Genomic DNA, 23,448 nt, shown 5'->3' with positions numbered 1-23,448 from the left:
TCCTTGATAAGGGGCGGCGGGACACGGCTCGGTTGTCTAGGCCTGGTGACCGTGTCCCGCACTCCGAACTGGTCTGCCCGGTGGCAGCCACCACCCGCACCGACCCCGCAGGCTCGGTCCGGATGGAAGCGGTCACACAGGCTGAAGCTCCAGCAGCTCAACAGCCATTTCCGGGCGGTCAGGTGTCCGCTCCGACCCGGCCACCACGACCGGGTCGGGCTTGGGCATGTACCGACGCGCAGTACGGTCGCTGATCCCCAACCGCGCGGCCACCTGCGCAGGCGACAACCCCGGATGCTTCGCAGCAACCGCTACCACCTGCTCCGCCACCGACGGCCGAACCACGGCCCCGGCCGCCGCCCGCCGTGCCGGACGCGGAGCCGGTACGGACGGCACCTGCACCGGCTCCAGCACCGCCACGGCGATAGGCACAGGTGCCGCGTCCGGCTCCGCCAGCTGGTCGACTGGGCGGAGCTTGCCCTGCCGCGCCAGGACCTCCACCGCGAGCAGGAACGCCGCCGCCGGGACCGCCGCCACGAGACGCGCCAGCACCGTCGGCTGAGCCGACGCGATATTCGCCGCGAGCGTCGCCACGATGCCGAAGCCCAGCGCGAACCTTGCCGAGGTGCGCGGCATCCGCCCGTTGGCCTTGTCCGCGAGCATCGCCATCGTGCCCACGACGATCAGGCCGTCGATCGCGAGAGGGTAGACCGTCGCGACCGGAGCCGACTCCCCCGCCATCAACGCGACGTGCGTGATATGCCGGAACGACGCATAACCGGCGACACTGGCGACAGCGAGAGCACCGATCCGCGACGCCCAGGTCGTGACCGTGGTCCGAGTAGAAGTCAGCATCACAGCGACCCCCGCCGAGCCACAGCAGCCTTCGAACACACGAATCGGTACTTCGCGTTGCGGCGATCCCGCAGTTGCGTGAGCCGGAGCTTGACCTCCGTACGCTCCAGGTCAGTCAGGCGAACGGCATCTCCGCGCATCGCCCGCTCGACCGCGATCTCATCGATGTACGTCGGATCGATCTCGACCATGTGCGGTAGCCCATGCTCGACCGCGAATACGAGGTCCGTTACCAACACGAACTGCCAGCACGGTGTACACGCCACACCACCGAGCCGTTCAGGCTCGGGGTGCCGACACGTACGAGCTGCCACAGCAGCCAATGGGTGTTCCCAGGTCCACTGACCCGGTTCGTCGGCGGGAGCCGACGCGATAGCCTGAGCAGGCATCGTCATTCCTCCAAGCAGGGGAGATTGATGTACCGGCCTCGACGAGTTGCCGCTCGTCGGGGCCTTTCCTTCAATCAGAGTACGCACTCAGTGCGTACTCGTCAACATGGACCACTGGCGATTGGGACCGGTGGATTGTTCGAGGTCGTGCGCCTTACCGCGTCTTGCATGTCCACTCTCTCTCGATCAGCTCGAACACCATCACCCCGCTCCTGGACAGCTTCGGGATTTCTTCCGTAGCCTCAGGACGTCCCGGGACGTCCATAGCGTTAGAGGTTTCGATGGCGAACGAACGTCTACGAGAAGCGCTGCTAAAGGCAGCAATCACCCCGGAAGCTCTGGCAGAACGCATCCAGGTCAGCGCCAAGACCGTCGAACGATGGGTCAACCTCGACCGGTTGCCATATGCCCGGCACCGGCATGAGATCTCCGTGCTCCTGGAAGAGCGCGAGGCGTACCTCTGGCCGAATGCACTGTCGACCGAGCGATCCGCCAAGGTCGCGCAGTCGGAGGTCACACAGGTCTATCCGCGCAGGTCATCCGTGACGATCGACGTGTGGCGGAGGCTGTTCGACCAGGCGAGTCGGAAGATCGGCATCCTGGTCTACGCAGGTCTTTTCCTGCCCGAGCTGGAGCCGCGCCTCATAGCGATCCTGAAGTCCAAGGCCGAGTCCGGTACGCGAGTCGAGATCCTCCTAGGCGACCCGGAATCGGAGGTTGTCGCCCAACGCGGAGCCGAGGAGGGCATCGGCGGAGCCATGGCCAGCAAGGTTCACAACGTCCTCGCCTACTACTCGCAGCTCCGCACCGTCCCAGGCGTCTTTGCCCGCTTCCACAGCACGCCGCTCTACAACTCGATCTACCGGTTCGACGACGAGATGCTGGTCAACGTGCATGCCTACGGCTTTCCCGCCGCACACTGCCCTGTTTTCCACCTCCGGCGCCTCTCGGCCGGCGAACTCTTCGACACCTACGCCGACAGCTTTGATCGCGTCTGGTCGAGCGGAACGCCCATCTGGGAATCTCCCGTGGCAGGCTAAGCACATGGCGAGGATCGAGCACTTCAACGACCCAGCAGCACCGAAGCCCAACAGCATCGTTCCCGCCGTCACCGTGCACGTTCAGGACGCCGACGGCCGGGTGTTGCTGATCCGGCGTACCGATAACGGGCTATGGGCTCTGCCGGGCGGAGCGCAGGAGTTCGGCGAGTACATCGCTGAGACCGCGGTGCGCGAGACCTTGGAGGAGACAGGCGTCACCGTAGAGGTCACCGGCCTGGTAGGCATTTACACCAACCCTCGCCACGTCGTGGAGTTCAGTGACGGCGAGGTTCGCCAGCAGTTCTCCATCTGCTTCCGAGCGAGGTACGTCAGCGGCGATCCGACACCGAGCGACGAGTCATCGGCCGTCGCATGGGTCGAGCGGGCCGCCTTGGATGACCTGAGCATCCATCCGTCGATGCGGCTGCGCATCGACCATGGGCTCGACCACCGGGTCAAGCCCTACATCGGCTGACGAACTGCCTCAACCCGCGCTATCGCGGCGAACAGCGTCGGACGAGCACGAACCCAGAACCGCGTCACGAGGTGGTCCGGGCCGTATCGCTGGTCCACCTCGGCGAGCCTCGCCTGAACATCCATCGACCGGCCATCAGGCCCAGTCGTCATGTCCGAGTACCACAGCGCGTCTGCGGTAATGGACTCTTCCTGTTCGAACTCGCTGTTCAGGACCTCAGCGAGGCCTCGCTCAGCCGCCTCGAACGTGGCACACGAGTGATGCGCGACGAGCGATGCCAGCCGCATCGACTGCCCCACGTCACGCAGCCAGCGCCCACCATCCAGAGCATGAAGACCCGTTACCGCCAAGTCTGCGGCATAGCCGATGTCATGCAGCCAGGCCGCCGCTATCAGGAGCTCAGCGTCTCCGTCGGGCACAAGGCCCGCCACGGTGCCGGCCTTCTCCGCAACAGCTTGAACATGGCGCCAGCGCACCGGAAGGGCATCGGCAAGCATCTGCTCAGCTGCTTCCCGCGCCCAGACAACCAACTCGCCCACGGCCGGAGCGTACACAGACAGGTCTGAGCTAGCACGCAATCGCAGTGCACTGGCGGTCAGTGATCGGCCACCGGGCGCCCACCGACACCTGGTCGGGGCCGCTTTTCATGCCACTCGATGATCCGGCCAGGTCGCCACATGTGGGTACGCCCGACCGTCATGTCCGGCTCGGGCATCTGACCCCTCGCTCGATAGGTACTCACGGTCCCGACGCCGACGCCAACGAAGGCGGCGACGTCCGAGGTTGTCCACCACTCGGCGCTTGGATCAGGAGAGTTCGTCACCGGCTCATTCTGCCCGAGCCTTGTTTTCCTGGCGGATAACGGCGCGAGCGTACAGCGGATGCAGTTGATCTAAGATGTACTGCGAGTCACTTGATGAAAGTTGCAGCGGCGTTACGGCGGCGAAAATCTTAGAGCGGCCGATTGGCGTTGACAGTAGATCTAGGACATACTTAACGTCACTATGAGGAGTTCTCGAAGGGCGTTGCCGTGGGTGTGACCGATGAGAAGACTACGCGCTACATCAAGCTTGCGGAGGTGTTCACGCCTGGCACTCCGGTTGCGAACCGCGATCGGTTCGCGGGTCGCGTCGAGCAGGTGATGGCGATCATCGAGGCACTTTCTCGGGCGGGTACGCATGTCCTCCTATACGGCGAACGAGGTGTTGGGAAAAGCTCTCTCGCCAACGTGCTCGCAGATTTCCTTAAGCCAATTTGGGGCGAAAGGCGCCCAACGATAAGGGTTAATTGCACGACGCAAGACAACTACAAGACCATATGGGTCCGCGTCTTGACTGAAATGAATATTGAGGTTCCCGAAAATTGGGCTATCGGCAAAGCGGAGCCCGATGTTGTGCGTCGACTCCTTCAAGGCGTGACGCCCAATCGCCTGATCATCCTTGACGAGTTTGATCGAATTGAAGATGACGACTCATTGTCGTTGATGGCCGATACCCTAAAGGCGCTTTCCGACCATGCGGTTGCGACACGGATAGTTATCGTTGGCGTTGCCGATTCGATAGACCAACTTATCGGGGAGCATGAATCTATCCAGCGGTCCATTATTGAGGTTCAGTTGCCGCGTATGACACAAAAGGAACTGACGGACATCGTGGACAGCGGACTAGAAGTCGCTAACATGACGATCGATGGTCGAGCGAAGATCCAGATCGGTCGACTCGCGGAGGGCCTCCCTCACTATGTGCATAGCCTCGCATTAACTGCTGCACAAAGAGCGATCCTCGATGATCGAAATGAAGTTAAGGTTGAAGACGTACACGAAGCGGTCAGAAAGGTTGTCGAGCGGCATTCGCTATTGAAGGAATACCAAACAGCAATACAGAGCCCAAGGCCCGGCAATCTCTTTGCTCACGTTCTAGCCGCTTGTGCGTTGGCTGATAAAGACCGCCTTGGCTATTTCACGGCTAGCGCGGTTCGTGAGCCGATGACGCGGATTATGGGGCGTCCTTACGACATTCCTGCTTTTGCTGCTCATCTTAAGGCTTTCACTGAGATTGAACGCGGCAGCGTCCTTAAGCGTGAGGGGTTTGAACGTCGGTACGTCTACCGATTCAGGAACCCGCTGTTGCAGCCGTTCGCTCTTCTCACGGCGATTTCGGATGGCGTCATTCCGGCCGACTATGCCGAGGATATCCTCGGTCGTGAGAAGGAAAACCCCACTGGTTTGCGGCGTTTGAAACCCAAGCGACGTTGACGGCCTAGCCTCCGTCAGGCCAGAACTTCTTCACGACCACTACCGCCGGCAGAGTTCGGCTGACCACCTTTCGGTGAAGACGAACTCTGCACTCATTCAGCCCACCTCCCACCTCGACTTGGACGTGGTCGTGGGGCAAGCCACGCAGTGGCGCGGCAGCCGATCGCCGGAAGCACCCTGAAACGGGGACGTCGATCATTGTCCACGGCAACCACCCACAGCGATCGTCCCTGCCTCGTCGAGGTCCAGGCTCCGCCACGTCGCGTGCGGGCCGGGCCACGCACTTGGCACGCCACAGGCAGGGACCGGGTGCGCGAGATCCGGCCCTGCGACCGCTTGCGGCCGCCTTGAACTCATAAAGAAGATTTCGACAACCAGACAGCATCCACCCGAGAATGTTCGCCCCCGCCTCCGGAGAGCGAGTCAAGTCACCAAAGGGCATGCCACCTGACCTGTGTGAATGACTCAGGGTTGCCTTGCAGCCTGGCGACTTCGGAACGTATTCGGAACGAGGGGCGCCGAGTGGCGGCCGTGTCGGTGTCGGTGGTGTCGGGTTTGTATCGACGGTAGTGGCTTTCTGGTGGATGGCCGGGTGTTGCGGCTGACTGTCAGGGTGGTTCGGTGACCGTGGATGTCGGTGGGGCCGCTGGGTGGGATTTCTTCGTCTCGTACACGCAGGCCGATCGTGGCTGGGCGGAGTGGATCGCGTGGGAGCTGGAGAACGCCGGCTACCGGGTGCTTATCCAGGCGTGGGACATCGTGCCGGGGTCGAGCTGGGTGAACCGGATGGACCAGGGCGTCTCGCAGGCGGAGCGGACCGTCGCGGTCCTGTCGACCGCCTACACGACCTCCGTCTACGGCAAGGCGGAGTGGCAGGCGGCGTGGGCCGCTGATCCGCTGGGTGAGCGGTCCAAGCTTCTGGTGGTGCGGGTGGAGGATTGTCCCCGGCCGGGGCTGTTGAACCAGATCGTGTCGGTGGACGTGTTCGGTGTTGCGCAGGTTGAGGCGCGGCGCGTCCTGGTTGATCTGGTGGCGGGTGCTACGTCTGGCCGGTTGAAACCGCCGGGGCAGCCGTTGTTCCCGGGTGGGGTGCGGTTCCCGGGGGCGTTGCCGGCGGTGTGGAACGTTCCGTCACGGAATCCGAACTTCACCGGCCGGGAGCGGGAGCTGTCCCGTCTGGTGTCGGGGATGGACGCCGGGTCGGTGGTGGCGGTGCATTCGCTGAAGGGGATGGGCGGTGTCGGGAAGACCCAGCTCGCGATCGAGTACGCCCACCGGTACGCGGCAGAGTTCGACCTGGTGTGGTGGGTGCGTGCCGAAGACTCGGTCGCGGTCCCGGGTGAGCTGGTGAGGTTGGCGGCCTGGTTGGGCTTGCCGGTCGATGGTGATCCGGTGGCGGTGGCTGAGGCGGTGTATGCGGTGTTGCGGGGGCGGCGGCGGTGGTTGCTGGTGTTCGACAACGTCGAGGACTCGGACACGGTCCGGCGGTGGGCGCCGGGCGGTGGTGGAGGTCGGGTGTTGGTGACGACGCGTCGGGCGGGGTTGCGGGCGGTGGGCCGGGTGGTGGACGTGGACGTGTTCGACCGGGCCGAGTCGGTCGCCCTGCTCACCCAGCGCCTACCCGGGATCTCTGCGGAGGACGCGGACCGGGTCGCAGAGTTGCTGGGTGACCTGCCCCTGGCGTTGGAGCAGGCGGCGGCGTACATGGACGTCACCTCGATGCCGGCACCGGTGTACATCGGGTTGCTGGAGTCGTCGTCATTGGGGGAGATGCTGCGGCGAGGTGTGGTGGTCGGGCATGAGCACACGGTCGCGACGGTGTGGCGGTTGTCGTGGCAGGTCCTGGCGGTGGAGAACCCGGCGGCGGTGGAGCTGCTGCGGGTGTGCGCGTACCTGGCACCCGAGGCGATCCCCCTGGACCTGTTCACCACCCACCCCGACCAAATTCCCGTAGCGCTGGGTGTGGCGGTGGGGTCGGTGCTGGAGTTCACCGAAGCGGTGGGCGCTCTCACCGCGTACAGCCTGCTGCGCCGCGACGGCGACACGGTCACTGTGCACCGCCTGGTGCAGGCCAGCATCCGCGCCGACCACAACACCACGACCGCAGCCGGGACGTCGCATCCGCATACGGTCGCGATCCGCCTGCTCCAGGCGGATGCCCCCAGGGGTGTGCATGGACGGCCGGAGGACTGGCCCCGGTGGCGGCAGCTCCTCCCACACGTCCTGTCTGCTACCAACCACGACAACGCAGTCACCGATGTCGGCGACCTGGTGACGGTGTCGTGGCTGCTGGACCGAGCCGGAACGTTCCTGCAAACGCAAGGCCAGCTCCGCAGCGCCGAGCCGCTGCTGCGCCGGGCCGTGGCCATCGGCGAGCAGGTGTACGGCCCCGACCACCCCGCCGTCGCCACCTCGCTGGGCAACCTCGCCATGGTGCTGCAAGACCTGGGCCGGTACGGAGACGCCGAGCCGCTGATACGCCGCGCCCTGGCCATCGACGAGCAGGTCCACGGCCCCGACCACCCCGCCGTCGCCACCTCGCTGGGCAACCTCGCCTTGGTGCTGCAAGATCTGGGCCGGGCCGGGGAGGCCGAGCCGCTGCTGCGCCGGGCCGTGGTCATCGGCGAGCAGGTGTACGGCGCCGACCATCCCACCGTCGCCACCTGGCTGGGCAACCTCGCCGTGGTGCTGCAAGACCTGGGCCGGTACGGGAAGGCCGAGCCGCTGCTGCGCCGGGCCGTGGTCATCGGCGAGCAGGTGTACGGCGCCGACCATCCCACCGTCGCCACCTGGCTGAGCAACCTCGCTATGGTGCTGCAAGACCTGGGCCGGTACGGAGACGCCGAGCCGCTGCTGCGCCGGGCCGTGGCCATCGGCGAGCAGGTGTACGGCGCCGACCATCCCACCGTCGCCACCTGGCTGAGCAACCTCGCTATGGTGCTGCAAGACCTGGGCCGGGCCGGGGACGCCGAGCCGCTGCTGCGCCGGGCCGTGGCCATCGGCGAGCAGGTGTACGGCCCCGACCACCCCACCGTCGCCACCTGGCTGAGCAACCTCGCCGTGGTGCTGCAAGACCTGGGCCGGGCCGCGGACGCCGAGCCGCTGCTGCGCCGGGCCCTGGCCATCGACGAGCAGGTCCACGGCCCCGACCACCCCGACGTCGCCACCCGGCTGAGCAAGCTCGCTATGGTGCTGCAAGACCTGGGCCGGGCCGGGGACGCCGAGCCGCTGATACGCCGCGCCCTGGCCATCGACGAGCAGGTCCACGGCCCCGACCACCCCGCCGTCGCCGTCCGGCTGAGCAACCTCGCCGTGGTGCTGCAAGCCCTGGGCCGGTACGGGGACGCCGAGCCGCTGATGCGCCGTGCCCTGGCCATCGGCGAGCAGGTCCACGGCCCCGACCACCCCGCCGTCGCCATCTTGCTGGGCAACCTCGCTATGGTGCTGCAAGCCCTGGGCCGGGCCGGGGAGGCCGAGCCGCTGCTGCGCCGTGCCCTGGCTATCGGCGAGCAGGTGTACGGCCCCGACCACCCCACCGTCGCCACCCTGCGAGGCAACCTAGCCACGGTGCTGCAAGACCTTGGCCGGCTGAAGGGGCGACGAACTCTGCTTAGCCATGTGAAGGACATGCTCCGCTGGCACAATGGATAGCCGTTCGAAATCGCTCCTACTGTAAGAGAGCTTCCATCTGCCTACGCCAAATACGCGCCAAAGTTGGTGGTCTGCGATACGCAGAACGGACGTTTGTACAGGTGATGTGCCCGCCGCGTCCTCGGATCTGATCACCCTCCGGAGGCGGGGGCGCAGGTTCGAATCCTGCCGGGGGCACGTAAAACATGGGAACGACTTATAGGGGCAGGCGCGTTAGCGCCCGCCCCTATTTTTTCATGTTCGGGCTGTCGTTGCCTCGGCACCGCAGCGCCTCTCTCTGTGGCTTCGGCCGCCGCTTGGCTGATGACGTCGACCATCTCGGCGCGTACGGCGACCCGCAGCGTGATCTGCTGAAGGTGGCGGTCGTACCGGACCTCCAGCTGAAAGGCGTCAAATAGCTGCCGCTGCTTGTCGTCGGGCAGGTCGAGCACGTTCAGATCAACGTGGGGTAGCTGATCTACCAGGTCGTGGGTTTTGGCTCCCTTCGGCTGAGCAGCCTTGGCTAGCTCCTGAAGCTCAGCGGCGAGTGCCTGCTTCCGTTTCGCGTTGTCGGCGAACTGCCGCTGAATCTCGGTCCGCCACTGGGCGTCGATGTCAGGGTCACCGGAGCTGGTCATCTGCTGGAGAGACAGGATCAGGTTCCTGTTGGCCGCGTCCAGCTCGTGGATCTTGCGGGCGTGACCCGCAGCGATGGCCTCCGTGTCGGAACGGATCGGCTGCTCGGCTGGCCCTTCCAGGTAGTCGAGCCGATGCACGCCGAAGACCCGCTCGTTGAAGAACCGGGCGACGAAAGTGTCGATGATGTCCTCGTTGACCGTCAGCGCCGGTGGGTGGATTTCGTACCACAGCTCCTTCTTGTGATGTTCGCGCTTGGTGACGCAGGCGTAGTAGGTGTCGTCGGCGCGGGTCTTGCGTTTGCGCGTCTTACCGAACATCCGTCGCGCACAGATGTCGCACTTGATGTAGGAGCGGTATCGGTAGCTGCGCTTTGTTTTGGGGTGGGAGTTGTTGGTGGCCTTCGACCGTGATCCCTGCCGGTATCGCCCGACAGGGCTGCCCGCGTCGAAGTAGGCACGGGTGGTCAGCGGCTCGTGAGTCACGGTCGGGGACCAGACCCATTCGCTGGGCGGGTTGACGCGGCCCTTCACTCCCCGATCGGGCCGTGAGCGCTTACGCCGATTCCAGACCATATGCCCCACGTATTTTGGATTGTTGAGGATGTCGCGTACTGCCGTTTGAGTCCAGGCACCGATGGCGGTGTTGTAGGACTCCCGCTTGACCGGCACTGGTGGCGGGTATCGGTCGAGATCGGTGTTGAGCCGGTCGGCGATGTGCTGGTACGACAGGCGCTCGAGCGCTCGCCATACGAAGATCTGTGTGACTGCTGGCCCACGGGCCGGGTCTCTGACGAGACGGTGTTTGGTGATGCCCTCTTCACGCTTGGCTTTGACCGGGTGCGGGTGCCGTTCCGCGAGGTATCCGTAGGGCGGCTTCCCGATGTTCCAGCCCTGGGCGGTGTGCTGCTTGAAGCCTTTCCACGAGAGTTCCAGCATTTGCAGGACGTACCACTCGGAGATCGCCTGCTTAACCCGGCGGGTCAGGACGGAGGTGGCGTTTTTCGGGCCGCCGGTTCCGGTGGGGCGGACCGCGTCGCGATCGATACCTTCGTCGGCTGCGAGGAGTGCGACGCCGGCCTGTTCGAGTTCGTGCTCGATCTTCGTCCCGTAGTAGGTGGTGCGTGCGATGCGTTCGATGGATTCGCAGACGACGGCGACGAAGCGGCGGTCGGGTCGCTGGGCCTCGGCGAGCAGGTCGGCGATGCTGCCGTCGCGGGGTATTGGGATGTCGAAGGCTTGGTACGCGTCGCTCTGGCCACGCAGGTCCGGCAGCGTCCGGCCGGATTCGACGTCATAGAAGTGGGCCACGATCACGAAGCCCGGCGGCAGCTTGACGTTCACGCTGTCGAGCTGCCTTGGGATGGCGAGTGTAGGGTCTTGCCGATCCTCGGTCGAAGTACGGGCAACGAAGGCCACCGGCACGATCGTTGGAACGTCGTCGTCCGGACGGTGCTGGTCGGCTATCTGCATCAGCCAGTCAAGGATGCCGATTTCCGTGTCGTCGGCTTCGTGTACGACTGCCGTCATTTTCCCTCCCCAGGGTTGGTGTTGTGAGCCCGCTGCTCTATGGCCCACAGCAGAGCTTCACGAATGGCGCGAGCTTGTATCGCCTGAAGCTTCTCGCCTTCTCGCCCTGAAACAGCCACAATTTCGAGGCGAAACGAGATCCCGCTATCGGTCGGATCATTGACAGAACGGTCATTGACGTTATAGATCGCTGGCCGTTCCGTTGCCTGTCCATCGTACATTCCATTGGATTGGTTGGCAGTGGCGTCAACCACGCTATTCCCCTTGTTTTCGCAGCACACAGCCGTGTGCCGAAATGCGAATCAGACATGGGGAACCCCCTTTCGTTTGCGAAGGCGTTTGTCTCGAAGTGAGGCTATAAGCGGCTGCACTCAATGCACTCCACCGCGTTCGTTCTCCGAGGTTGGAATACAGAAAGGCCCGCCGAGCGTGCGCTCCGCGGGCCGCTTATCTATTGGTTGTAATTGAATAGGGAAAACCCCTAAACCGAGAACGGGGATCTCTGGCCAGAGGCCTTCGTCGTGGACTGGGCTGTTCTCAGTAACGGCGAGTGACGCTGCGTGACGGCGGCGTTAGAAAGATCATTGTTCGGCCGGTCCGTACGACGTAGACAAGAGGATGCTTCCGATTCCTGCGTGGACACTACCCGAGTAGGATGGAGTCGAGGGATGGCCGCGTCACGTCAGCAGCCTCTCCACTTAGCCATTTTAGTAGTCGTTTATAACGCTCGGCGACAATGCGAGTCCGCCCGTACTCAATGCGCGAGAGTATGAAATGATGGGTATTACGAGGTTGAATGATTGAAGTGAGGGACGATGCCCGACAGTTGTGATGAGTCTTGCGGCGTAGATTCGATCGCCGAGTGCGTGCGGTGCCGCAAACGTCGCTGCGTAAATCATTACTATCTCAGCGGCTGGCGAGATTCCTTTATACCAACGAGGCTAATTATGGAGACTCCCAATGCTAAGAATCGCGTGGTTAGCCCGCCTATCGAGAACGAATGGCTTGACATTTTCGCCTCGGGCGGCCCTGGGTGCTATTGGTGTCGCCTTGATGTAGCGCACCAGGCCAGAGCTGCCTGGCTGAAATCGACTAATGCCTCAATAGACGTCTACGTTGCCACTCCGACGCTTGGCCAAGCGGACGCAGCTCTGTCGGCCGCGCGGAAGGCAGGCAAGGCAGAGGTAGACCGGGTGCTTGGTGCAATCGCCACCCTAGCGTCGTCTAGTCCGACTACACGGATTATCCAGATCCGGCTTGACCCCCACCCTCGGCATAATGCCCGATTCCGTCCTATTACGGTGCCGGTGATGACCGTGCTGGGCAAACAAAACGCTGTCGCTGTCGGATACGAAAGAGTGACTGATGCGGCGACGCTGTTCCGGCCAGAACGGGACGGCGGCTGGGTAGCTCGAGGGTTTCCATTGGCACTATGATCATATTTATCGAGGATCCTTATGGGCGTCTTCCTGAGGTTAAATACCACCCCGCAGAAATGGGTGGTTACGGTTCAGAACCTCAGTCTGCATGCTGGAGAGTCCATGATCGGGTCGTCCCAGTAGGTGAGTCCGCTAGTCGATAAAGAACTCTACTCACGGGAGCATGGAGATCTATTCATGTCTCCCCCCGGAGGATTGAACTGTTCTCGGCAACTGGGTGTGACGGTGCGTGACTGGCCGATGGAGGTGATGGGCGACACGCCGAAGGTGTTGCGCTGCATCAGAAAAGGGTGAAGCCCCTGTAGGAAGTGGTCATCTCATTGATCAACTCCACAGAGGCCTCACATGTCTGCCAGTGTCACATATACCTGTGTACTCCCTGCACGGCAGGAGACCGTCCTGTTCGTGTCAGCCTTGATCTACGCCCGGCGCCAGCGCCTGGGCACCCGCCGCGGCCGTCGGTCGCTGACCTGCTTCCAACAGGCGGTTCTGGTCATACGGTGGTTTCTCGACAACACCCGTGTGCGGCAGCTCGCGGCCGACAACGCGATCTCGGTTCCGAACGTATACCGCTGTCTGCACGAGGGCATCGACGAACTGGCCGGCCTCAAGCCGTCCCTGAACTCGGCCCTGCTGGCAGCGAAGATCGCAGGACATCCCCACGTCAACATCGATGGCACGCTCATCTACACCGACCGGTGCTCCGCGCTCGGCCCAACCGCCGGCGTGGATCTCTGGTGGTCAGGCAAACATCATCACCACGGCGGCAACATCCAGGTCATATCGTCACCGGACGGATGGCCGCTATGGACCTCTGACGTCCGCCCGGGACGTGAGCACGACACGACCTGCGCCCGCGCCCACCCGCAGATCCTGCCCGACCGGGCCGAGTGGACCGGAGAAGGTCTGCACGCCCTGGCCGACCTGGGCTACGAAGGCGAAGCCGCCATCTTCACCGTCCCGATCAAGAAGACGCCAGGCGTCGCGCTGACCGACGAACAGAAGCAGCTCAACTGGCTACAGGCCCACGCCCGAGCCCGCGCCGAACAAGCCAACGCCCTGCTCAAGATGACCTTCAAAGTTCTACGCCACGTCAGCCTTGACCCCAGCCAGATCGGCAAAATCGTAGGCGCCGCACTCGTGCTCCTGCACGTCGAGCATGACCGAACCACATGATCACCCAACGTCACGAGCCGTTACCGAGAATGGCTCTCTGAACCGGGCCCACCTCGTTATTACGGCTCGCAACCCGCAATGGCCACGGAGACGGTAGCGGTCCTGGGCGGGCACTCTACCTACGGGCCGCCACTCCTCCATGTCCCAGGTGACGACCGCTCGGACGGCGAACTTGCCGTCGAGACTATTTATGGGGTTTCAATAAAGGAAATTACTAGAATCTACTTATGCCATAACTATATTAGAGCGTTATTAAACTCACTAACTTCGATATAATTCGCATTTGATGACGGCATCGAGGAATGCCGAGCGACTGGTGGGTGGCCGGCGATCAATTTGTAGCATGGGCTCATGTCGATCATCGGTGTGGACCTGGAGAAGGCCCGCCGTGAGCCTTCCTACCGGAAGGCAGTCTGGCTGGGACGACTGGGGTTCGTGTCGATCGCTGTGTACGCGTACCTGGTCTGGGTGGGTAGGGATGGCTTCTTCAGGGCGAGCATGTTCGGGTTGTCGATCATCATCGTCGGTTCTGCGCGTGACATGTTCGCCAAGGCTGGTATCCCGTTGTCTCGGTCCGGCCTCACGGTGGCCTTCCGTGACCTTCTGACCTGGCGCCGGTAGATCCCAGCGTCCGCGCCTAGGCGGTAGAGCTGTGGGATGGCTACCCTGATCGGGGCCCGTCGGGCGGTCCGTCCAACGACGCTGACCGCCGAGAGAGTGGTCAGATGACGGTGACGACGTCCGGTAGATCTCGAGCTTGGTACGACGTCCGGGGTGGCGGAACCGGTCGAGAAGGCCGCGGTACCCGCGCAGGGGTCGTGTGGTGGTCCTGCAGACCGCCACCCGACCCCGCGTCAGATGCAGAACTCGATGTTCTCGGAGCCGGCGAGATCGTAATATCGGCTGCTGACTTTGCGAACCTCGTCATCGCCCATGTACGCACATATGGCTTCCGGCACGGCCAGGCGGCGATCGAGTCACACCTCCAGCGATGCGCGTACGCGGGCGTGACACACCTCTCCGGAACCGACTCCTGGAATCCGACTCCGGCCGAATCGCCGATTGATCGGCCTAGGTTCGACAAGTTAACACTGAGGACTGATCTTGCCGTAGGCATCAAGAATATTTATAGTTGCCCCCATCAATGTTCCTGGCTCCGCACACTGCGATCCTAAAGTATCAGTCGATTCGTTGATCACTGCCCACATGACAGGACCATTCGACAGTGCTTTGCGGACCGCCTCTACATCGGCGTCTTTGACCCCATGGACGAAGATGCCCATGCTTCCCCTAAGGTCGGCGTTCTCGCCCATGATCAGCACGCCACGACCCTGGTCCCAGGTTGCCCGGAAAGCATGGAAGAAGCATGTTGGGCCGACCCCATGAAACGTTGTGCCGTCCGGCTGAGGGTTGAACGGCCACTTGTACTTGCAGACCGCCGATTTGGCGGGCCAGTAGCCGCCGACCGAGACATCCCTCGCGGGGTGATTCGGAGCCAAGGCATCCCACGGGTTGTAATCGCGACCCGGAGTGGTGTTCTCTGCCGTGAATGTGACATTGGCGAAGGTCATCTCGATCGTCTGCCGACCCGGAGGATCATTGCTTAGGTCGACGGTGACAGCTTGGGGGGAAAAGGAGTATTTGACCTGGAAGGAGTACCCCAGAGCGTTCGTGACATCGAAGTAACGGTCGACGACTGGAAGCGCCTGGTTCTCGACTGGCGTCAGTGTTGGCGTTGGCGCAGCCGCAGTCTGGACAGGCTGTGCCGTTGCGGAAAGTCGGTCACTGTAAGGGCTGACCGAATCTGAATCGGGCTGGTCGATGGCGATGGCGCCTCCGACCACGCCTCCGACCACAACGATCAATGCGATCATGGCACTGGCGACTTTGTGCGCCTGCACGAAGTCGATAAACGGAGCGAACGTGAAGGATTTACGCCTGTTCACCGGCGAGTTGATGTTAACGTCACGGTTTCGCTCGAAGTGATGGCCACCGTACATCGTCGCGGTGCTGTTCGGACCCGCGCTGATCGTTTGTATGGTCGTGGCGGGTAGCGCTGGAGGCTTGTCTCCCACTGCACTCCGCAAAGCTGTCGCAAAGCTGGGGTCATCCTCAAGAAGGTCGAGCAGACGAATTCTCCATGCGTCTGTAAGTGCTGAGCGCCGTTCGTTGGTTTCTTGGGGTCCGAGGGAGTTCAGGAGTTCGTTGTCACGGTCCATCCGGCCTTCTTGACCAACGATGGATCCGATCCGCTGCTTAACTGCGGACCATGCGGTTGTCGCCATGGCCTTCACCAGCGTTTCAGCAACATCGCGGGCAAGATCTTCCCATGACCCCTGGCCTTGGTCTGCCACCTGATTCCAATCCCCTACAGATGAGCGAAGAATGTCTTCGCGAATTCTTCCAGGGTCGAATCGGGCGCACAACATACATGTAGCCGGAGACCACGAACGCGGCGGCGCACAAACCCACGGTTTAGGCGATCACGGACGTGTTCGGATCGGAAATCGTGAGGTTCGTGATTGACGGTTGTAGTGCCGCTTTCGTTCGGCTCAGTCGCTGGCGGAGGTCTTGGAGGACCATGTGGGCGCCGTTATGGTTCCCGGCTCGCAGGTGGGCGCGGATGGCGGCTTCGTAGCAGTCTTGTGCGTACGGGTCGACGTCGATGCCGGCGAGCGCGAGGTTGAGGGCCTCGCGCGGGTCGTCGGCGGATCCTGCCAGCAGGCTGTACGCAGCTGCGACGGTGCGGCGGGCTGCTTGCCGGTGCTCGGGTATCCAGTCCCACTGGTAGCTTTCGGCGACCGGCCCTTCGTAGAGGGATACGGCGCTGTCCAGTTCACCGCGTTGCAGGTGGGTTTGTAGTTGCCACCAGTCGACATCGATCTGGCGGTGGTCGAGGCGGTATCCGCCGTCGATGGTGAGCAGCGCGGAGCGTCCGTCGACGGTGAGGACGCGGCGCAGTTCGTGCAGGCAGGTGTTGAGGCTGGTGGTGGCCGCCTCGATGGTTCTCATGTCGCCGAAGATCTGTTCGATCAGGTCGATGCGGCTGGCGCCGTCTGGGTGCAGTGCGAGGTAGGTGGCGATCTGCCAGGCGCCGGAGCGGCGGAGACGTGGTGCTGTCAGCGAAGGCGTGATCAGCCTCGGCATTCCCAGGATGTGCAGCCGCAGAGGCAGCGCGGAACCGTCGTGGGACGGCCTGGTGGTGCCCGCCTGCGGTGATGGCGGCGGAGGGCTGAACAGTTGACCGAGTTCGCCGATGGCGGCTTGGCTGAGGGTGTTCAGTCTGCCGATGTTCGCGCCGTCTTCGGTCGCCTGTCCAGCGTGGTTGATCTGCCAGGCGGCGCCCTTTGCCCAGTGGCCGTGGATGACGACGTAGATGCCGAGGCTGTGGCCGAGGATCGCGAGTGCGCTCACCTGGTCGTCGTCGACCGGCGGATCGGTGATGAGGATCATGGGCGGGTGGGTGCTCGCAGCGTGCGGCGGCCCCGTCGCGGCGTACCGGGTTCCAAGTTCCATCTGCACCATGTGTGTGGCCTGCGCAGGGTCGTCGACCGCTGTGATGTTCGGCAGGTCGACGTTGGCTGATGCCAGGCGGGTAAGAAGGCCACGGGTGGTGATGACCGTCGCCGGTGTGGTGGTGACGGCGGCGATGGCGATGAGTCCGCGTACCGCGTCGTCGGCTCCGGGCCCGGTGAATCCGACGCCGGATCGGGGCAGTGCCTGTACGCCGAGGTCTCTGCCGTCGGTCGCCGCGATCGTCAGGGCCGCCGGGGTTGCGGCGTCCTTTTCCAGGAGGGCGATGTCGTCGACGGTGGTGGGCTGGTCCAGGTCGGTAGCTGGGTCGATGCTCGGGTGCTGTGCGGCGCGCAGGCCCCGTACGAGAGCGGATGCGCTGTGCGCTTGGGTTCCGTTGAGGAGGGCTGCAGCCGAGGAGGCGAGGATCCCGCCGGCCAGGGGCCAGGTGGCCCATCCGCCGGGGACCTTCACGCCGTCCGTTGCTCGGGCACCATGCGGGCTTCCGGCATCGGCCACCCGGCCCGGTGCGTCGTCGGGCGAGTCCGCCGTGGTGGCAGGGGTGTGCGGTTCGGTACGTTCGACGGCCATGGCGTCGGCTGATACATCGTGTGCGCTGGCCGGGTTGGCGAGTTGGAGTGCGCCGACTCCGAAGAGTCCGGCAGTGAGGACCTGGATCGGACGCGGCAGCCTTAACCGTGTGGCTCGCCGCGACCGCTGTGCCCATGCCTGGATGGCGATGGCCGTCGGCAGGGTCAACCACAGCAGCCAGGCGATACAGGCGGCAAACGCTTTCACGACGGCCGGTGCACGCGGATTGTCCACAAAGGTTGATGCGTCGTCGCTGGTCGGAAAGTGATCGGGCAGCGGCCATCCGGCCCAGCGCACGAGGAGGTATGCGCTGCCCGCCAGGATGGCAACGGTCGCGGACAGACTCCAAGCGAAGCGGATGAACGTCCGGATGGTTCCCATCTGCTTCCGCTCCCCGTTCGCAAAATCTGTGCAGTCCCCCGAGCCCGGGGCATAGACGATACCGATCGACAGTAGTTGCCATGATCCGGCAGACTTGCCGCCATGGGCATTTCGGGGGCGGCTCTGTCTATCGATATCGGATCGCGGACGACGGTGGCCGCGATCGAACGCCATGGCCACCGCAGTCCGGTCGTCTTCGGCGACAGCCTGTCCCTGCCCACGCCGATGGCCGATGAGACTGAGCAGATCGGTCTGCTGCGGTGGGTGGAGGTGGTGCGCGGCGACGACGAGCCGGTCGTCGCCGCCCTGGCCCGGCATCTGCGAACGGTGGCCGACCACGCCGGGCCGTGCGAGACGCTGACGGTGGTGGTCCCACCGTCGTGGGGCCCCCGCCATCATGGGAGGGTCTCGCGCGCCGCGTCCACGGCCGGGTTGCCGCCGCCGCTGATCATCAACGAGGCTGCCGCCATCGCGTGGCGGTGCTTCGCTTCCGCCGGACCCGACGACACCGTCATGGTGTGCGTCCTGGGCGAAGACAACAGCCACGCCACGGTCGTCCAGCGCAGCACGGACGGATGGACCCGGGTAGCGACGCAACCGATCCCCGACGCCACAGGCGACCACATGGACCAGACTCTCGCCACAGCCGTCGGCATCGGCGACGACCTGGACAACGACCTGCGAACGCAGATCGCCGGGGCACGCCCGAGGCTGGCCGCCGACCAACCGACCGCGATCGTCGCAGCCGGGCAGCCCTTCCCGCTCAAACCCAGTGACTTCGCCAACGCGGCGCAGACCGCCCGCAACGCAGCCGTCACCGCAGTCCTCGACACTCTCGACACGGCCGCCGTAGACCCCCACCAACTACACGGCACGGTCAGCGCCGGGGACCTGGCCGACACAATCAGCCTGCCCGAGGCACTGAGCAAGGACCTCGGCGCGCCCGTCACCGCCGCTGCCGACGGCCGCCTCACCGCCGCCTACGGCGCACTGACCGCACGCGCACCGGTATTACCGAAGACGCCTGGCCCCGTCCGGCGCAGGTGGGGGTTCCGCGCCGCGTACCTGGTGTCACCACTGGTCGCCGCCATCGCCGCCGGACTGCTGCAATGGCAGATCTTCGACTCCGTACAGTTCCTTCTCGGATCCGAGGTCGGTCGGATAGCCGCCGATTACGAGAAGCTGCCGTTCATCTTCGACACAGCCGCGTTCGCCTGTGTCGGCTGGTGCCTGCTCGCCGCAGCCCTGGGCCTGGCCCGCAACCTCGCCGCCGCGATACACACCACGCCTGACGAGGGCCGCGCCAACGTCCGGCAGGCAGGCCAGACATACGCCTTCGCCGCCATCGTCGGTCTCGCACTTGCCAGCATGCAAGGACTCCTCGCCCAGGCCCTCATCGGCGGACCGGACGAATACGCCCCGCCGTACCTCGCCGCGTCCCTGGCCGGCGCCGCCGTCCCCGCACTCGTCGCGATCACCGTCGGCCTCGCCGCTCCGTGGCTGACCGCGCAACCCGCGTGGACAGAGCGTCTACACCACCCAACCGCAGCGGTCGTATGCGCAGTCACCGGCATCCTGGCGGCGAACGCCCAATCCACGGGCCGTCCCATTCCCGGCGTACCCGCGATCATCACCGAGATAGTGGGCATCACCGGCGGTGGTCTTCTCGGCGTGGGCATCGCCATGACGCTGGTGACGATGCGGTCGGCTCGGCTGATCCTCGGCGCCCTCCTGGGCGCCGCGAGTATGATCATCGTCGGCTTCAGCAACCTGCACAGCACAATCATCATCTATCTCATCGTTGTCGCGGTGTGGTGGATCCGGCGAGGCACCCGGATCCTGCTGGACAGCCTTCCCCCGAACTGGTGGCACAGGCTCGCGCTGACCACGCAAGACGGCCACCAGACGTGACCATTCGGTTCGTGGTCTTGTTCGCCACTTACGGGCCAGATGTCGCCGAGTTTCAGCGCCAGCTAGATCTGATGGGTCTCGATGTTCGCGAGTTTCGGCACCATCCCTGACACCGGTCTCAACCTGGTCGTCGCCCCAGCAATCCGCCTACGTACGGTCACGATTCTCATGGCCAGGCCTGCGCGCATCGCGGCATGTGCGGATGGTGGCAGGTGGCTCAATGGCGGTAACAACTGAGGTGCTGGCTGCACGAGCGAGGCCGCCGGGCGGCAACGGTGTTGCATCACTCCTTGATGCCCAGGCAGCAGTAGGCGCCCCATATCAGCGGCAGTGCCAGATTGTTGGCCTGGCCCGGCAACGATTTTTTCTTGGCGAAGTTGGCAAAGCTATGCCGGCTCGCGAGCCACTGGTTTAGTGCCGCGAGTTGGGCGTCGCGGAGAGCACGCGCGGGGTCGTCCGTCGACTGCAGCCGTTCGGCGATTTCGTGGTCGAAACGCCTTGTGAAGCCGGTATCCCAGATGTTCCAGTTCGTCGCCACGACCTGCCGACTGCCGCGCCAGAGGATGGCTGCGCCGAGGCCGAGCCACTCGCCCGCGCCGGCGCCGGCGGTCCCACCTGACTCACAGGCGCTGATTATGCTCCGCGCCGGAAAGGCGAAGGTCGCGCCATTCGAACCGAACAGAGTGCGTGCGGAGAGCACGCCGCCGTCCGACAGGCTCAGCGAGTCTTCGTCGTCGCCACCGATGCCCGTGTTGTCGGTATGGCCCGAGTAGTAGAAGATCCCGGGTTCTCCGGCTGTGATACTTGCGAGCGCTGCCGCCAGGTTGCGAAGCGTGGCCCTGGGTGCTTCGGCGTTCGGCGCACCGCTCAGGATCACTTCGGCGCCGCTGGGAGGGGTCCTGCTGTTGGTGAGGTTGCCGGTCGGGTCGACACATGCCACGTGGATCGGATGGGTCGTGGCGATGGGGCTCGCCCGGCGGACGACGACGTCGACGTAGACAGCTGGCGGTGCGACGCGCAGCACGGCCACCTCGACCAGGCGGATCGGCGTGTCCAAGAAGTTGCGACGCATGCCAAGCAGCGGCAGCGGAACCTGATTTACCAAGTTACCGGCCACCACGAGCGATCGAGGCAGCTGCGGATCACCGTCGAGCAGTGCTGCGCGCAGCACGTCGGGAATGAGGACCTCGCCGAGTTCTACCGACAGCATCTCCTCGGCAGCCACGCTCCGGCACCACTCGCCAGTGATGACATCCCGCGCAGTGGCGATCGGATTGTGCATCGAGACGTCTAGCGCCCGTCTGAGCACGCCCCCCGCTCCGGTTGACGACGCGACGTCGACAACGCCGCCGGTCCACCGGCCGTCGAGCCGGACAGTCCAGTAGATACACCCGTTGATCAACCAGCTGCTCCACCAGATCGCGGCGTCGCCGCCGACTGCGGCGATTGTCGCCTCCAGTGTGATCTGGTCCTCGATGACGCCAGGTGCGTAGTAGGGCGCAAGCCGGGATCGGCCCGCGACGGAGACGGTGCGTAGCCCGTTGACGCGGCTGCGGCCGGGCTTGGCCGTCGGATCGTCGCGCCCGTCCGGAAGTACTTGCAGCCTGGCTGTTTCCAGTAGCTCGGCGGCGAGTGTGATGTCATTGAGGTGAAGCGCCGTCCGCACCGCGATCTCGCGGGCGAACTGACCGACATAGCCGGTGAGCATCCGGAAGGTCGAAGTCTCGGTGGCGAGCATGTACTCGTCGTGTCGGGCCACTGCGTGGAGAGCAGTCTCGAGCGCCTCGGCGCCATGTCCACGCTGCGCAAGCCAGCAGGCACGGACGATCAGCCCGTCGCGCACGACGTCGATCCGACCCTCTCGTTCGGCCTTGCCTACGAGCTTCTGCGCCGCATCGCCCACCCAGTCCGGCAGGGTTGCACCGATCCAGTACATGTTCAGGACGGGAGTAAGAGCTGCATTGGCATCGTCAGTCGTCCCTCGTTTCGACAGCTTGTCGAACGCGTAGCGCAAACCATCGAAGATCTCGTCCGCATATCGTGCGGCATCGGCGCGCTGGCTGAGCATGACCGCGAGTTGCTGCGCGGCCCGTGCCCGTGGCATACCCCTTCGTGCTTTAGCCGCCGCAAGCCGCAGCGACTCGATGTTCTCGACTGAGTCGCTTCCGTGCCGCAGTTTGGCGATCCACGTGTCCAGGTCACGGATGTAATGCCTGCCGTACCGCCCGAGGATCTCCCGTGACCGCTCGGCGAGCTGCAGTGGAGCGTCGGGAACGTTCAGCCCTTGCAGGGTGATCGAGTAATCATGGAGGAACCGGCCGAACGCTTCATTGTCCCCACCCGATCGTTCGAACAGCTCGATCGCTTCGTCGAAGGCATCAATCGCGTCATCAACTCGGGACAGCTGCAGGTTGATCTCTCCGAGTGTCTGGCAGGCCTGGGCCGTTGTGATCAGCATCGCCAAATTCATCTGGCAATCGCGGACGGCGGCCACGCCCTTTGCCAATGCGGACGCCGCGTCTATGAGCTCCTCTCGTCGGCGAAGACGACCGGCTGCGTACCGATCGATCAGCGACTCGATCACCGGCATCGTCAGCCGCAGTGTCTCGCCGTCGCTCACGGTGTGTGCGCGTCTTCCGCGAGGCTGCGAAGAGTCGCCTCCACTTCTATCACCGTGACGTCCAGCGACAGTTTGCCGTCCGAGTCGACCAGCGTGATCGTGGTGTCCGTCCCGCCCGGCACACGTACCCGGATCTCGCGGACACGCGCGGCGTTCGACGGCTGGGCGTCCTGCTTGGCGACCCAGGCGACCAGGCGCCGCGCGACTTCCGGAATATGCGATCCGTCGACAACGATCGACGTCAGGCTCGCGACCACGCCCGCTACCTCGACGATCCCCTGGATGGTCGTTGAGGCCGACCGGTCGTTATCTGGAATGTCGGCAATGTCGTCGGCGAACAACGTGTCGGCGAACTGCTCAGGAACATCGACGATTAAGCTCACCGTCTGAGTGTAGAAATTCGCAACCTGTCAGGACATGGCCGTATCGGGCCCGACGCCAGGTCCGACAGGTCATTCAAGGTGACCAATTGACCATTCGTCGGCTCGTCCGGTCATGTCGCACGCCGCTAGCTGCTCGACTATGCGTCATCTACGTTGGGACGCCCAGCAGGCACAGCCTCGATCAGATGCGCGCAAATCGGCAGATGCGTGCACCCGCCGGGCGAAAGCCAGGATGACTCAACTTTACGGAGGATGACAGATCTGTCGGCTTACCCAGAGCCTCAAGTAAAGCCGTGATCACAAGTGGAGCCGGTTCTCACGAACATTCGCCACGGAACGTTCGGCGCGGTGGCGCCCAAACTGACGAGCATCTGACTCCCGTTCTTTCTCGCGGATGTAGCCAGGTTCGCCTCCAGCATCTGGCTTGCGTCCGACGCCGCTTCCTCCTCGCCTTCTGACATACCTCGGTCGGTAGCGGTGAGCTGCGGTGTCAGCGCGTGTCAGTCCGTGTAAGCGTCGATCTCTAGCCGACCGCTCCCCACGGTGGCACCGTGCCGTACGGAAGGCATCTCGCGCCCGTCAACGGCCATCGACTGCGCCCGCTGGCTGCGCATGCCCGTGTAGGA

At 64.1% G+C, this 23,448-nt stretch carries 16 protein-coding genes; 7 read left to right on the top strand and 9 right to left on the bottom strand.

Going from position 1 to position 23,448, the window contains the following annotated elements; translation table 11 throughout:
* Positions 1-132: 132 nt before the first annotated feature.
* Together F4553_RS26595 and F4553_RS26590 are read right to left on the bottom strand one after the other, a co-directional pair.
* Positions 133-855, bottom strand: a complete 723-nt coding sequence (locus F4553_RS26595; protein WP_184840387.1) for a DUF2637 domain-containing protein — start codon at positions 853-855, stop codon at positions 133-135.
* The gene (locus tag F4553_RS26590; RefSeq protein ID WP_184840385.1) at positions 855-1,046 is read right to left on the bottom strand and encodes a hypothetical protein; all 192 of its coding nucleotides are present in this window, start codon (positions 1,044-1,046) and stop codon (positions 855-857) included. The genes F4553_RS26595 and F4553_RS26590 overlap by 1 nt, the downstream gene beginning before the upstream one ends.
* 479 nt (positions 1,047-1,525) lie before the next feature.
* On the opposite strand from F4553_RS26590, the gene F4553_RS26585 reads away from it, so the two are divergent.
* Together F4553_RS26585 and F4553_RS26580 are read left to right on the top strand one after the other, a co-directional pair.
* Positions 1,526-2,284 carry a helix-turn-helix domain-containing protein gene (locus F4553_RS26585; RefSeq protein WP_184840383.1) on the top strand — a complete coding sequence of 253 codons (759 nt, stop codon included), beginning with the start codon at positions 1,526-1,528 and terminating at the stop codon, positions 2,282-2,284.
* A 4-nt stretch (positions 2,285-2,288) separates the two neighbouring features.
* Positions 2,289-2,759, top strand: coding sequence for an NUDIX domain-containing protein (locus tag F4553_RS26580; protein WP_184840381.1), 471 nt, complete (start codon positions 2,289-2,291; stop codon positions 2,757-2,759).
* On the opposite strand, the gene F4553_RS26575 is transcribed toward F4553_RS26580, so the two are convergent.
* Complete coding sequence (locus tag F4553_RS26575; protein ID WP_312875371.1) at positions 2,747-3,298, bottom strand: HD domain-containing protein; 552 nt, start codon at positions 3,296-3,298, stop codon at positions 2,747-2,749. The two genes, F4553_RS26580 and F4553_RS26575, sit on opposite strands and share 13 nt — an antisense overlap.
* Positions 3,299-3,789: 491 nt before the next feature.
* On the opposite strand from F4553_RS26575, the gene F4553_RS26570 reads away from it, so the two are divergent.
* Together F4553_RS26570 and fxsT are read left to right on the top strand one after the other, a co-directional pair.
* A complete protein-coding gene (locus F4553_RS26570) occupies positions 3,790-5,013 on the top strand; it encodes an AAA family ATPase (RefSeq protein ID WP_184840379.1) in 1,224 nt (407 codons plus the stop codon).
* A 621-nt stretch (positions 5,014-5,634) separates the two neighbouring features.
* Positions 5,635-8,664 (top strand): FxSxx-COOH system tetratricopeptide repeat protein, encoded by a 3,030-nt coding sequence (gene fxsT / locus F4553_RS26565; protein ID WP_184840377.1) that lies wholly within the window; start codon positions 5,635-5,637, stop codon positions 8,662-8,664.
* Positions 8,665-8,795: 131 nt separating this feature from the next.
* Here the strand turns inward: fxsT and F4553_RS26560 are convergent, their stop codons facing one another.
* A complete protein-coding gene (locus F4553_RS26560; protein ID WP_184840375.1) occupies positions 8,796-10,808 on the bottom strand; it encodes a recombinase family protein in 2,013 nt (670 codons plus the stop codon).
* Positions 10,805-11,062, bottom strand: a complete 258-nt coding sequence (locus F4553_RS26555) for a hypothetical protein (protein ID WP_312875370.1) — start codon at positions 11,060-11,062, stop codon at positions 10,805-10,807. Before F4553_RS26555 ends, F4553_RS26560 begins: the two co-directional genes overlap by 4 nt.
* A 1,530-nt stretch (positions 11,063-12,592) precedes the next feature.
* On the opposite strand from F4553_RS26555, the gene F4553_RS26550 reads away from it, so the two are divergent.
* Both F4553_RS26550 and F4553_RS26545 read left to right on the top strand, forming a co-directional pair.
* Positions 12,593-13,423 (top strand): HARBI1 family protein, encoded by an 831-nt coding sequence (locus F4553_RS26550; protein WP_184840373.1) that lies wholly within the window; start codon positions 12,593-12,595, stop codon positions 13,421-13,423.
* 351 nt (positions 13,424-13,774) lie between these two features.
* Positions 13,775-14,044, top strand: coding sequence for a hypothetical protein (locus F4553_RS26545; RefSeq protein WP_184840371.1), 270 nt, complete (start codon positions 13,775-13,777; stop codon positions 14,042-14,044).
* 464 nt (positions 14,045-14,508) lie between these two features.
* Here the strand turns inward: F4553_RS26545 and F4553_RS26540 are convergent, their stop codons facing one another.
* Both F4553_RS26540 and F4553_RS26535 read right to left on the bottom strand, forming a co-directional pair.
* Positions 14,509-15,777 carry a hypothetical protein gene (locus F4553_RS26540; RefSeq protein WP_184840370.1) on the bottom strand — a complete coding sequence of 423 codons (1,269 nt, stop codon included), beginning with the start codon at positions 15,775-15,777 and terminating at the stop codon, positions 14,509-14,511.
* 121 nt (positions 15,778-15,898) lie between these two features.
* Positions 15,899-18,226 (bottom strand): AfsR/SARP family transcriptional regulator, encoded by a 2,328-nt coding sequence (locus F4553_RS26535; RefSeq protein WP_184840368.1) that lies wholly within the window; start codon positions 18,224-18,226, stop codon positions 15,899-15,901.
* On the opposite strand from F4553_RS26535, the gene F4553_RS26530 reads away from it, so the two are divergent.
* Positions 18,173-19,819, top strand: a complete 1,647-nt coding sequence (locus F4553_RS26530) for an Hsp70 family protein (RefSeq protein ID WP_184840366.1) — start codon at positions 18,173-18,175, stop codon at positions 19,817-19,819. The two genes, F4553_RS26535 and F4553_RS26530, sit on opposite strands and share 54 nt — an antisense overlap.
* Positions 19,820-20,102: 283 nt before the next feature.
* Here the strand turns inward: F4553_RS26530 and F4553_RS42560 are convergent, their stop codons facing one another.
* Positions 20,103-22,439 (bottom strand): CHAT domain-containing protein, encoded by a 2,337-nt coding sequence (locus F4553_RS42560; RefSeq protein ID WP_184840364.1) that lies wholly within the window; start codon positions 22,437-22,439, stop codon positions 20,103-20,105.
* Entirely contained in the window at positions 22,436-22,822 is a 387-nt protein-coding gene (locus tag F4553_RS26520) for a hypothetical protein (RefSeq protein WP_184840362.1), read from the bottom strand. Before F4553_RS26520 ends, F4553_RS42560 begins: the two co-directional genes overlap by 4 nt.
* Between the last annotated feature and the right edge of the window lie 626 nt (positions 22,823-23,448).

The sequence above is a fragment of the Allocatelliglobosispora scoriae genome, from assembly GCF_014204945.1.
Classification (GTDB): domain Bacteria; phylum Actinomycetota; class Actinomycetes; order Mycobacteriales; family Micromonosporaceae; genus Allocatelliglobosispora; species Allocatelliglobosispora scoriae.
The sequence above is the reverse complement of the archived record's forward strand: the minus strand, read 5'-3'. Positions and strand labels throughout refer to the sequence as shown.

Excerpts from the sequence above, each read along its gene's own strand:
- F4553_RS26585 (WP_184840383.1), top strand. The coding sequence starts at position 1,526 with ATGGCGAACGAACGTCTACGAGAAGCGCTGCTAAAGGCAGCAATCACC.
- F4553_RS26545 (WP_184840371.1), top strand. The coding sequence starts at position 13,775 with ATGTCGATCATCGGTGTGGACCTGGAGAAGGCCCGCCGTGAGCCTTCC.
- F4553_RS26590 (WP_184840385.1), bottom strand. The coding sequence starts at position 1,046 with ATGGTCGAGATCGATCCGACGTACATCGATGAGATCGCGGTCGAGCGG.
- F4553_RS26595 (WP_184840387.1), bottom strand. The coding sequence starts at position 855 with ATGCTGACTTCTACTCGGACCACGGTCACGACCTGGGCGTCGCGGATC.
- F4553_RS26535 (WP_184840368.1), bottom strand. The coding sequence starts at position 18,226 with ATGCCGGGCCAGGGCGGCGACGACCGGCTCGTCGTCGCCGCGCACCAC.
- F4553_RS26580 (WP_184840381.1), top strand. The coding sequence starts at position 2,289 with ATGGCGAGGATCGAGCACTTCAACGACCCAGCAGCACCGAAGCCCAAC.
- F4553_RS26550 (WP_184840373.1), top strand. The coding sequence starts at position 12,593 with ATGTCTGCCAGTGTCACATATACCTGTGTACTCCCTGCACGGCAGGAG.
- F4553_RS26560 (WP_184840375.1), bottom strand. The coding sequence starts at position 10,808 with ATGACGGCAGTCGTACACGAAGCCGACGACACGGAAATCGGCATCCTT.